This window comes from Luteitalea sp., assembly GCA_009377605.1.
Lineage (GTDB): Bacteria > Acidobacteriota > Vicinamibacteria > Vicinamibacterales > Vicinamibacteraceae > WHTT01.
In genome coordinates this window covers 16,464-28,356 of sequence record WHTT01000079.1, presented here as the reverse complement: position 1 = coordinate 28,356, position 11,893 = coordinate 16,464, and the positions used below count along the sequence as shown (strand labels likewise).

The window sequence follows — 11,893 nt, the reverse complement described above, 5'->3', positions numbered from 1 at the left end:
TCCCGTCCGTGCTCGTCACCGAGAAGAAGGGATGGGTGAAGACGGCCATGTAGGCGCTCATCCACGGGTGGACATCGCACTTGATATGGAAGACCGGCTCCGGCTTGGCGAACTTCGTGGTCGTCTCCTTGAGCGTCGCCGGCATCCCCTTGTTGAATGACTTGTTGATCTTGGGAAGCGTGTGGATGTTGTGGAGGATGCCGTCGGAGTTGAGGATCCTGTAGGCCTGGCCGACCATGATCCCCATCACATGCGGCACGTACTGACAGCCTTTCTGATCGATAACCACCGGAGTCTTGGGAGCGGGCCAGGTCTTCCCGGCCGGAAGCCCCTTCGAGACCCAGACCATGATGTTTCCCATGGTGTTGCCCTTGCCGAGAACCAGCATCTCGTTCGGCACGGGCTTCGAGTGCGTCTTGGCGCACACGGGCTCGGCGTCCATTGAGAGCGGCCTGAGCTTGGGGGCCTTCCCGTCGAAGGTGACGGTTCCGGCAATGGAGGAGGCGCCGAAGGCGACGCCCGGCCAGACCGACACCGCGACCAGCACAGCCGCGAGCCGGAACCTGTTCCCTGTTCCGCGGATGCTCGGCTCGTTCGTCATCGCACACCTCGTCTCCGTCGTCACCGTCGACGATGCGTTCCGCCAAGTCCTGCTCCCTGACAAGCCTTGACAGGGCCCATCGGGGTCTGCTAGAGAAGTGCCCCCACTTTACACGCGAGCCGACCGTTTGTGCAACCCTCGGGCAGCCCCGCCCTACGGCCCGTGCCATTGGCCAAGCAGGTGAGCCCTGAGACGAGAGGAGGGAGAAGAACGTCGTGAAACGGTCCAAGCCTCCTATTTCTTGACCACCAGCGTGCCTTTCATCCCAGCGGCAAAGTGACCGGTAAACGTGCAGACGTACGGATAGTCGCCGGGCACGGTCGGCACCGTGAACGTGGTCTCGACCGTCTCGCCGTTGCCGGCCTGCGGTGTGGCCGCGATCACCGCCGCCTTCTTCTCCGGGGCGATGAAGTCGGTGTCCCGCGCCGAAACGCCCGCAGCCACGAATGCCGCCGCGTCGGTGCCGAGCTTCAGGACGACGACGTTGTGCGCCATGACGATCTTGGGCATCGTGCCTTTCGCGGTCAGGCGGATGCGGATTTCCTCACCCGGCTTCGCCTCGATCGTGGTCTTGTCGTATTTCATATCGTCTGTGCCGACGATCTCGATTGTGCGCGGTCCCGTCTGTGCGGCCAGCCGCACCGGCACGAACGAAGACGCGAGCACCAGACCGAGAACGATGACTCGGCGGAAGGCACGGGACAGTGGATTCGAGGTGATGTGCATTGGGGGCCCTCTCGATTGTTGCAGACGCGGGCGCCACATCACCAATCGCCTGGCCGACCTATCGACGTCGGCTCAAACGGGGATTTCCACGTAGGCGCCCGGATCAGGGCCCTTATATACCAATCTCATCTTCAACGAACAGATTTCTTCGTTGCACGTTTTTTCCGGCTTCCCTCGCCCGGTCCCTGGTCGATGACCAGCTTGCGGATGTGCTCGAGGACCGCCCGGAAATACGCCTGGTCGCGCCGATCCACGGGAAGATCGTCGTTTGGCTTCCAGCCATCCGCCGGAAGGTAGTGCCGAAACGGGTACATCTGAACCTGACGCCACGGCATATAGCCCCAGCTTCCACCGCTGCGCCGCACGGAATCCGCGCTGGCGATTTCGGCGGTCAGGTTCGCCATCGTCGATTCCCTGCCGTTGTCGTCCTCGTTCATGAAGATCGGCCCCGGCATCTTTGGATCCGCGGCGAGCTCGGCGACGCGCCGGCGCTTCTCCTGCGGTGAGCGGCCGTTCCCATGAATGATCGTCAGGTCGGCATGGTCGCGCACCTGATCGAACACTTTCATCGACCCACTGGTGGAGGCCCCGATGGGCAGCCGAAACCCTGGCGTGAACCGGCTGCGTGCGAGCTCCATGAGGTCGCCCATGTGCGTGGAGATCCATTGAACGTGGTCCCAGCCCTGAACGTCGTGCTCGTTGGCGATCTCGATGATGACGTTGCGGCAGTCGTTCTCCACCAGCCAGTCGGTGGTCTTGATGACCGCTTGCCGGATCGCGTCGGGACCGCGGAGCGTTTCGTCCTGGCCCTGATAGAAGTACATCAGCACCAGAACCATCCCGCGGTCGTCGAGCGCACGCTGGAGCCGCAGCAACCGATTCATCCAGGCCGCCTCGAGGGAGCCGTCCGGCAGGAACGCGCTGACGAGCAAGCCCTTCCCGGGGCCGTATTTCGCCCCGTTCTGCCGCTGAATCGACGCGACCCGCTGGATCATGGTGAGCGGTACCCGATCGTGGTACTCGATTTCCTGCAGGCCTCGAAAGACCTCCGCCGCGACTTGATTGGCGACCAGGCTCATTCGGCCGTACGGGGGAAGTCGTACCCCCATCCAATCTGGGCGGGCGCGAGATTGTTCACCGCGCGCTGGATACCGTCGGCAATGCGACCGGCTAGAAACGTCTGGTAGTCGTCGAGTGGCGCCGTTTCGTCGTACGGGTTCGTCCCTCGGGCGGTGCTCGCGGAATGCGTGTGGGTGGACGCGACGAGGATACGCTCGGCCGGCAGTCCCGACCGTGTGGACGCCAAGCGTTTGGCGTGGTCCAGAACGTTGCGGAGAACGCCCACGTTGTCCACCAACACCATGGCAATCCGGCTCTGGCCGTCGTCGAGCACGAGGCAGCGCGCGAACAGCTCGTCGTGGATGTGGGTGGCCGGTGTCGGGCTCCATCCACCGACGATGAGCTCACCGAGAGGCGGCGTGATATTGCTGGTGGCCGCTCCGGCCCGGAACCGCCGGGCGGACGGCTCCTGGCCCGTCGCCGTCGTGGAGACGAGCAAGAGCAGGAGAACGGCGGCCGAGGTGGCAACGCGCCGCCGACGTCTCGCGTGGCTGTACGAGCATGCGATCCGAGAGATCATGTCGTCTCCGCAGGCTCACGCGAGCTCCGACAGCGCGACCGTGCGACCCTCGCGCGCAGAGCGATCGGCGGCAAACACGACCCGGTGCGATTGGAAGGCCGTCTCGAAGTCGGTCCAGGGCATCGGCACTCCCTTGGTCAGACTGTCGATGAAAGACTGGAATTGTGGCCGATAGGGATGGTCGGCCACGTCGCCCGAATCGACGAGCGGCGTTCCCAGCGTGCTCCACCGGTCCTTCATGAGCCCCTTGAGCCGCTGCGAATAAAACCGATTGTCCAGGAGGCTGCCCTCACTCCCGACCAGATGAATGTGAAAGTAGTAGGGTTGGAGACAATCGGTCACCGAGGCCACTTTGCCCAGTCGTCCGTCTTTGAACTTCAACAGGGTCACCGAGGTCGTGTCGTACTCGTACGGCGCGAAGATGGCGCTCCTGGAGCGGTTGCTGTAGCTGGTCACTTCCTCCACGTCGGCGTCCATGAAGTGCAGCAGGAGGTCGAGGGCGTGGCATCCGGCGGTCAGGAGGCTGCTTCCCCCGAAATCGCGCTTGATGTTCCAGGAAAACTGGCCGTACCAAGGCCCGATGCCGTGATAGTAGTCCACTTCGGCGTAGTGGAGCTGGCCCAGGAGCCCCTGGTCGAGGGTGGATCGGATCGCCAGGGCGTGCTGGCTGAAGCGGACCTCGAAACAAACGCACGCCTGGACGCCCGACGCGCGAACGGCCGTCCGCACGGCGTTGGCGGCGTCGATATCGAGGGCGAGTGGTTTTTCGATGATGAGGTGCTTGCCTGCCTTGGCGGCAGCGATCGCCTGTTCCGGATGCAGCGGATGTGGCGTGCAGATATCGATGATATCGATGGCGGGATCCTTCAGCATGGTGTCGAGGTCCCGGTAGGCGCGCAGCGGCACGCCGAACCGCCGCTGCAGGTCCTGCTCGTTCCATTCCCTGCGCGAGCAGATCGCCGTCACGCGCGCGCCCTCGACCCCCTTCAGCGCCTCGATGTGCGCGCCGGCGACCCAACCGAGACCGACAATGCCAATGTTCAGCTGACTCATGTGTTCCTGATCTCCTGCAACGATGCCTTCCCTGAAACCCTTGACGTTGTGGAACCGTTACTGTAAAAGCTTACATTAATTCGATTGAATCCTGCCCTTTGCGCTCTCCGACGTACCCGCGTTCGTGTGAGGAGGATCATGATGGGAACGCGCAACGGTTCTCGGCCCTGCGTGTGGCTCGTGGTGTGCGCGCTCGCCACGGCAAGTGTCACGAGCCGCGCGGCAGCTCAGGAAGTCACGGCAAGCGTCTACGGTGTGGTTCGGGACGCCACCGGATTGGCGATTCCAGGCGTCGGGGTGCAGTTTCGCAGCGTCGAGACCAACCGCGTCTGGCGAGCGGTGACGGACGACACCGGCAGCTATACGATCCCGTCTCTGCCGAACGGCACCTACGAGGGGGCCGCGCAGCTCGACGGTTTCAACAGGGCCGTGGTCACGGACATCGTGCTGCGCGTGAACGACAAGCGCCGCGTGGTCTTCGTGCTCCAGGCCAGCGATCTCGAAGAGACGGTCACGGTGCAGGCCGATCTCGTCGCGGTGGACACCGCCTCGGGGACGACCAGCAGCCTGATGAGCGGCGACGACATGCGGTCGCTCCCATCGGTCGGGCGCAACGTGATGCCGCTGGCCATGGACATGCCCGGGGTCGCGGGGCCCAACACCAGCGACGAGCGCGCCGGCCAGTGGCAGTCGGTGAACGGGATTCGACCCACGCACAACTCCTGGCTCATCGATGGGGGATACAACATCGATACCGGCGGAAACTGGGGCATGCCGCTGGCGCCCAATCAGGAGACGGTCGCCGAGTTCCGGGCTATCCGGGGCAACTACAGCGCAGAGTTCGGCACCGGAGGCGGGAGCACCTTCAACATCATCACGAAGGCGGGCAGCAATCAGTTCAGCGGGTCGGCGTCGTGGTACCACCGCAACGAGAAGCTGGTGGCGCGGGACTATTTCTCTCCGGAGACCGAGCCGTTCCGTGAGAACGACATCGGCGCCACACTGGGCGGCCCCGTGATCATCCCCGGTCTCTATCGCGGACGCGATCGGACCTTCTTCTTTGCGTTCGTCGGGACACGCACGGAACGCCGCGATGAGCGGTCCACCTCGAAGCTCCCGGAGATGGCGTACAGGACCGGCGACTTCAGCGGGCTTGGCGCCGCCATCATCGATCCGCAGACCGGTGCGCCGTTTCCCGGCAACGTGATTCCCGCCGATCGCATCGATCCCTTCGCGCGCACGTACACCGACCTCTATCCGGACACGAACTACTCCGACACTCTGAGCAACAACCATACGGTGCTCCGGCCGGAGAAGTCGGACCTGCCGCAGCTCAACCTCCGCGTGGACCATCACTTCAACGAGCGTCACCGCATCTTCGGCCGCTACATCTACGAGAATGCGAAGGTCAACGGCTACGCGGCGCCAGGCTTCGATTTCCACGCCAACAGCCGCCGGAGCCCGCGCAACAACACCGTCATCAACTTCTATTCGATCTTCACGCCCAATCTGCTCAACGAGGCGAGCTTCACCCGCAGCCACAATCGGATCATGAACTTCCCGCCGCTGTTCCCCCGCGATCAGTTCGGGCTGGAGATTCCGGAGCTGGTCCCCCAGACCGCGGACAACTATCCAATTGGCAGCCTGAACCTCGCGACGGTTCCCAACCCGGCGCCGGCAATCGAGCTCACGAACTACCAGGGCTTTCCGGCGTCGGCGTTCTGGAGCAACTACCAGTCGATCTTCGACATCAAGAACCACCTCACCTGGCTGCGCGGTCCGCACACGGTCAAGATGGGGTTCGATTACGCGTACGAGAAGAAGTTCGAGCCGGCCGACACCAACGTCTTCGGCGCGTTCGACTTCGACGGCCGGTTCACGGGCGACGCGTACGCCGACTTCCTCCTGGGGATGGCCGGCAGCTACAGCGAGTCGAGCGCTGTGTCCTTCAACGACAACCGGCGCCACGCGTTCGAAGCGTACGTGGACGACAGTTGGGAAGTGGCGAACCGTTTGACGCTCAACCTCGGGCTGCGCTACTCGCTGTTCAGGCCGGCCACCGAGCCGGACGGACGCTATCGAAGCTTTATCCCGGAGGCTTACGATCCCGAGGCGGCCGTCACCGTGCTCCCGACCGGCGAGATTCCGCCCACCGGCGGCGATCCCCTGAACGGCATCGTCGATCCGAGCGGCTACTGGGACTACACGCCCTGGAACTTCGCGCCCCGGCTTGGCTTCTCGTACGACATCTTCGGGACAGGCCGCACCGCGCTGCGCGGCGGCTACGGCCGCTACTACAGTCGTGAGATCCTGGGGGCGTTCATCCTCATCGCCTCCAACCCGCCGTTTCAGGAGCGGCTGGAGCTGGAGAATACGAGGCTCAGCGATCCTCGCCGCGGGACCACGGACGAAGTCACGTTCCCGATTAACCTGAGCGCTATCGATCCGGACCAGCGGAGTGCCTATACGGACCAGTGGAACGTCAACGTCCAGCAACTGCTCGGCGGGTCGGTTGTGCTCGAGGTCGGCTATGTGGGGACGCGCGGCCGAAACATGATGCGCTCGCGCGACCTCAACGAAGGGCCGTTGAGCGCTGACGTGCCCGCGGGCAGTCTTTCTGCCAACGCGCTGCGCCCGTATCAGGGATGGGGACAGATCTCATGGCGCGAGCAGACCTACGCGTCGGACTATCACGGCCTGCAGGTGGGCCTCGACGGCCGCGTCCAGTCGAACCTGCAACTGAAGGCCTCCTACACGTGGTCCCGGACACGGGACAATGCCGACAACCGCGGCCACATCTACGGCGCGAGCGCGTACAACAACAAGATGCCTGACCTCCTCGCGGGGCCCGCGTCGTTCGACACGCCGCATCGCTTCGTCGGCAGCGCGATTTACCAGGTCCCATGGCTCGCGGACCGTCGGGACCTGCTCGGGGCCATTGCCGGTGGGTGGACGATCTCCACCATCTTCACCGCCGAGACCGGTTATCCCTTCACGCCCACGATTGGCGTCGATCGGGCGGGACTCGGGGCAGAACGGGACCAGAGGCCGGTCCTGGTCGGCGATTGGGGGGGCGAGGATCAGACCGTCGATCGCTGGTTCAACACCGACGCCTTCGAGATGCCGGCGCCGGGGACGCTGGCGGCGACGCCGCGCAACTTCATGCGGTTGCCCGGGAGAAGCAATTGGGACATCTCGATGTCGAAGCTCTTCCCGCTGGGCGGGACCGCGAAGCTCGAAGTGCGTGTGGAGGCATTCAACGCGTTCAACACGACACAGTTCTCGGCGGTGGGGAGCAATATGAGCGACGATGAGTTCGGCCAGGTCACCGATACGCATCCGGCGCGCAGACTACAATTGGGCGCCCGGCTCACGTTCTGAGCTATGAGCTATGAGGTATGAGCTGGTGGCTCAGAGCTGATGGCTCAGAGCTCAAAGCTGATTGATGGAGGACGCCATTATGCCAAGACCAACAACCGTCTCCCGGCGGGCCTTTCTCGGCTCGACAGCCGCCGGCATGGCGCTCGGGGCGTTCGGCCGCCGGAGCGCCGCGTATCGGGGGCCGAGCCAGCGGCCGGCGCCGAGCGACCAGATCGTGCTCGGGATGATTGGCGTCGGCAATATGGGCATGGGGCGTCTGCGCGGCTTCCTGGAAGAGCCGGACACACGCATCGCCGCAATCTGCGACGTCGACCGCGCGCACCTGGACGAGGCCGTCGCCGAGGTCGAGAAAACACGGCGCAACCGGCCGAAGACGTTCGGCGACTACCGCCAGGTGTTGGACGATCCCGAGATCGACGCCGTGGTCATCGTCACACCCGATCAGTGGCACGCCATTCCGACCGTGCGGGCGTTCGAGGCGGGGAAGGACGTGTTCGTCGAGAAGCCCTTGAGCTACAGCGTCGCCGAGGGACGCGCCATGGCTGACGCGTCGCTGAAGCACCAGCGCGTCAGCCAGATGGGCAATCACATCCACAACGAGTTCCCCAACTATCGTCGCGTGGTCGAGCTCGTGCGATCGGGCAAGCTGGGGCGCGTCACGCGTGTCCACTGCTGGAAGACGTCGTCCACGGAGTCTCGCCGCGTGAATCGCGCGGCCACGAAGCCGCCTGGGCTCGACTACGATTTCTGGCTCGGGCCGGCGCCATCGCGGCCCTATCACCCGCTGCGATGCCACAGCACGTTCCGGCAGTTCTGGGACTACTCGGGCGGAACGTTCATCGACTTCTGGTGCCACATCGTCGATCTTGCCGTCTGGGCCCTCGATCTGAAGGCGCCGCGCAGCGTGCTGGCGGCTGGCGGGCGGTTCTTCTTGGACGATGAGACCGAGACGCCTGATACGCTCGAAGTCGTCATGGACTATCCGGATTTGCTGTTCATGTTCAGCCTCCGCCCCACGCCCCTGCCCGGATTCGAGCACATGGGGAGCATCGGCTGCCTGTTCGAGGGCACCGAGGCGTCGGTCGTGGCCAACTACGAGGAGCACGAAGTGTGGATCGAGGGTAAGAAGGCGATCTTCTTCCCGCGTCCGGATCCCACGATTCCAGACTCGCCGGGGCACCTCCGGGAGTTTCTCGATGCCATCAAGAGCCGGAATCTCGAGACGACGTGCAACATCCGCTACGGGCACCGGGTGACCAAGCCAGGCTTGCTGGCGAATATCGCCTATCGCACCGATCGACGGATCCACTGGAACGACGAGAACGAGGACATCATCGGCGACAGCGAGGCGCGTCAATACTTGAGCCGTGACTTCCGGAAGCCTTACACCCTCTGACCGACGGCGCGTCGGGATGCCGGCGATCTCCCTCGTGCTGCTGCTCGTGTGCGGCGCGGCCCTGCCCGCGTCTCGTGCTCCCGATGACGTGCGTCTGATAGGGAAGACGAAGTACCTGAACAACGCGCGTGCCGTCGTAACGCACACGATCGACGACTCGACGAAGCACGTGCCGGCCGCGATTGAGGCGATGGACAAGCACGGCATCAAGAGCACGGTCTTCGTGAGCACGGAGCAGGAGCCGGCGCCCGAGGAGCGGTTCTTCACGCAACTGCAGGTCTGGCGCCTCTGGCCGCGGCTCCAGCGTGCGTTCGAGAACGGCCACGAGATCGGCGCGCACGCCCGAACGCATCCCTGTCAACGGCCCGACACGGTGGAGTACTGCTCGGCCGCGTACACAGACGGGGAGGTCAGCGGGTCCCGCGACGATATCCTCCGCCACACGTCGCAGCCGTACGTCTGGACGTGGTGCTACCCGTGCGGCCACTGCGCGAACCACGAGCTCATTCGCAAGCGGATCTCTGCTGCCGGATACATCGTGGCGCGAAACTATCCAGACGAGGCGAACGATGGACACATCGTGCCGGATCTGCAGACGTGGGCCACCGACTTCTTCAACGCCGCCTACACCCAGGTGGTGCAGAAGCGCGGCGGGGCGGCGACCCGCGAGATCGTCGACGTCGGCGTGTTGAACGCGAAGTTCGACGAGGTCTATACGAACGGCGGCATCTACAGCTTTCTCGCGCACCCGCAGTGGCTCGACTTCGGGCCCGATGGATTCTACGAGCGCCATCTGGCGCATGTTGGCGGGCGCGCCGACGTCTGGTACGTGCCGATGGGCCCGCTCTACGCGTATCGCACGCTGACCGAGCACACGCAGGTGTCACCTGCACCTGCGCCGGGAGGCGGGCATGCACGCTTCACCGTGCGGACCACCTTGGACACAAAAATCTACAACGGAAGCCTCACGCTTGCCTTCGACGCTCCGCCGGGGACCACCGTCACCTCGTCTGGCCGGAAGCTTGCCGAGCGGGGCGATGGCCCAACCGATCGCTGGAACGAGGAATACGTCCGCTGGGACGAGGGCCGCCTTTACGTGACGGTTCGGCCGAACACCACGTTGGAGCTCCAGTGATCGCATGGATGATGCTCGCGGCGGCGCTTTTCGTTCAGGCAACGGCGCCGCGCGACACGTCTCTGGACCGGTCGCTGTTCGACGGGCGTCGGCTGGCCGGGTGGGTCGAGATGGGCAAAGCTGGCGCCTTCGTCGCTGAGAACGGGATTCTCCATCTGAAGGCGCCGCAGAACCATCCGAGCTGGCTGCGCACCGATCGCGAGTACGAGAACTTCGTGCTGCGCCTCGAGTACATGGTCACCGGCTGGTGCGAGAGCGGCATCCTGCTGCACGCGCCGCTGTACGGCGATCTCGCGCGCACCGGGCTCAAGCTGCACCTGCGGCACGATCGCTCGCCAGGCGGCGTGCGCGCTGCCGGCGCGCTCTACGATCTCGTGCCGCCGCTCGCGCAGGCGAACAAAGGCCCGCACAAATGGAATGCGCTCGAGATCCAGATGAACTGGCCGTCGCTGCGGATTACCCTCAACGGCGTTCTCATCCAGGACGTCAGACTCGACAGGTCGGAGGCGCTGCGGTCGCGGGCGCGTCGCGGCTACATCGGCCTCGAGGACCTCGGCTTCGAGATGAAGTATCGCAACATCGCGATCCGTGAGCTGCCCGACACGGATCGTCCGTGGAGACCGCTGTTCAACAGGGTCGATCTCGAGGCTTGGGTCCCCGACGGTGAGGCGCGTTGGGTGGTCGAGGACGGCAAAATCGTCGGCAGCGACGGCGACGGCTCACTGCTCACGAAGGAGGAGCTCTCGGCCTTCGAGTTCCAAACCTACTTCCGCACGTCGCGCCATGCGAATGGCGGCATCTTCTACCGCCGCAACGCCTCGTCGAACGGCGAGGAGATTCAGATCTACAACGTGCCCGGCTCGACGCACCCCACCGGCAGCATCTACGGCCAGGTTCCGGCCCGCGAGGTTTCCTGCCGGGACGGGGAGTGGTGCCAGCTCAGGATGATCTCCGACGGGCCATATACCGCTGTCTGGGTGAACGGCCGGAAGGTCGCCGAGTCGTGGAGCATGGCGAGCGCCGACAAGGGTAGATTAGGGTTTCAGAACCACAGCGACGGCCGCATCGAGTATCTCGAGCCGAAAGTCCGGCCGCTCTCGGCTACTCGAGCTCCTTGACGTAGATATTCTTGAACGCGATCGGATTCCCGTGGTGCTGCAGCTCGATCGGCCCGGTCTCCGGGAGGGGCTTGCTGCGATCCCAATAGTTCTCGTAGACCACCTTGTCGACAACCAGCTCGCCGTTCAACCAGACCGTCACGACATCGCCCTCGTTCAAGATGCGGAACGTGTTCCACTCGCCAACGGGACGGTCCGCCTCCTTCAGCGGATCACTTGCGCCTTTTTCGTTGTTGAAGAGCCCACCAGAGCCCACGCCCGGCCGCTCCCAGATCTGGATCTGCGGCGTGCCGCGCAGATAGGTCCCCGTGTCGCCTTCGGCAGGGATCCGCCAATCGACGAAGAGCTCGATGTCGCCGTAGTCCTTGACCGAGCGGAGGTTCTGACCTTTCCCGTCGTAGTGCAGGACGCCGTCGCGCACCGTCCAGTGCGGCAGATACTTCGCGTCTGCCTCGCGCTGCTTGGCCGCCCGCTCCGCCGGCGCCAGCTTCAGCGGCTCGGCAGGATCGAGACCGGCGCCCGACTTGAGCCCCGGCAGCTCCAGGAGCGCCTGCCAGCCGGTGAGGTCCTTTCCATTGAAGAGAGCGGTGAAGCCAGGCGGCGGCGTATTGTCTGGGCGCTGCGCACTGGCAAGTCCGCCAAGACAGATCACCAGCCCAGACGACGCCGCGGCAAGCCAGACAGCAGTTCGCTTCACAGTGACTCCTTTGCGCTCCGTGTGCGCTGCGACAAGAGATACGCATCGAGCAGTCGCACTGTTTATCCTCGTGGTCCTTGACAGCAGAACCGGCGGACGGTAGCGTGAGTATCTAGTAAAACCTTTCAAGACCAAGAATTCTACACG

General features: G+C 64.3%; 10 protein-coding genes. 4 read left to right on the top strand and 6 right to left on the bottom strand.

Features of this window, described 5'->3' with window-relative positions:
• The 5 genes from GEV06_21825 to GEV06_21805 form a co-directional block, all read right to left on the bottom strand.
• Window positions 1–601 (bottom strand): hypothetical protein (locus GEV06_21825; protein MPZ20527.1); only part of this gene is annotated, 601 nt, incomplete at its 3' end.
• A gap of 234 nt (window positions 602–835) precedes the next feature.
• On the bottom strand, window positions 836–1,366 hold the full coding sequence (locus GEV06_21820) for an azurin (GenBank protein MPZ20526.1): 531 nt from the start codon (window positions 1,364–1,366) through the stop codon (window positions 836–838).
• Window positions 1,367–1,458: 92 nt separating this feature from the next.
• Complete coding sequence (locus GEV06_21815) at window positions 1,459–2,406, bottom strand: hypothetical protein (GenBank protein ID MPZ20525.1); 948 nt, start codon at window positions 2,404–2,406, stop codon at window positions 1,459–1,461.
• Complete coding sequence (locus tag GEV06_21810) at window positions 2,403–2,966, bottom strand: hypothetical protein (protein ID MPZ20524.1); 564 nt, start codon at window positions 2,964–2,966, stop codon at window positions 2,403–2,405. The genes GEV06_21815 and GEV06_21810 overlap by 4 nt, the downstream gene beginning before the upstream one ends.
• Before the next feature lie 15 nt (window positions 2,967–2,981).
• Window positions 2,982–4,019, bottom strand: coding sequence for a gfo/Idh/MocA family oxidoreductase (locus GEV06_21805; GenBank protein ID MPZ20523.1), 1,038 nt, complete (start codon window positions 4,017–4,019; stop codon window positions 2,982–2,984).
• 138 nt (window positions 4,020–4,157) lie between these two features.
• Between GEV06_21805 and GEV06_21800 the strand changes: the two genes are divergently transcribed.
• From GEV06_21800 to GEV06_21785, 4 genes are all read left to right on the top strand, one after another.
• Window positions 4,158–7,400: a hypothetical protein gene (locus GEV06_21800; GenBank protein MPZ20522.1), complete on the top strand. Its 3,243-nt coding sequence runs from the start codon at window positions 4,158–4,160 to the stop codon at window positions 7,398–7,400.
• Between the two features lie 136 nt (window positions 7,401–7,536).
• Window positions 7,537–8,796 carry a gfo/Idh/MocA family oxidoreductase gene (locus tag GEV06_21795; GenBank protein ID MPZ20521.1) on the top strand — a complete coding sequence of 420 codons (1,260 nt, stop codon included), beginning with the start codon at window positions 7,537–7,539 and terminating at the stop codon, window positions 8,794–8,796.
• Between the two features lie 16 nt (window positions 8,797–8,812).
• Complete coding sequence (locus tag GEV06_21790; GenBank protein ID MPZ20520.1) at window positions 8,813–9,931, top strand: polysaccharide deacetylase family protein; 1,119 nt, start codon at window positions 8,813–8,815, stop codon at window positions 9,929–9,931.
• Window positions 9,928–11,049, top strand: coding sequence for a DUF1080 domain-containing protein (locus GEV06_21785; GenBank protein MPZ20519.1), 1,122 nt, complete (start codon window positions 9,928–9,930; stop codon window positions 11,047–11,049). The genes GEV06_21790 and GEV06_21785 overlap by 4 nt, the downstream gene beginning before the upstream one ends.
• On the opposite strand, the gene GEV06_21780 is transcribed toward GEV06_21785, so the two are convergent.
• A complete protein-coding gene (locus GEV06_21780) occupies window positions 11,033–11,881 on the bottom strand; it encodes a DUF1080 domain-containing protein (protein ID MPZ20518.1) in 849 nt (282 codons plus the stop codon). The genes GEV06_21785 and GEV06_21780 overlap by 17 nt on opposite strands.
• Between the last annotated feature and the right edge of the window lie 12 nt (window positions 11,882–11,893).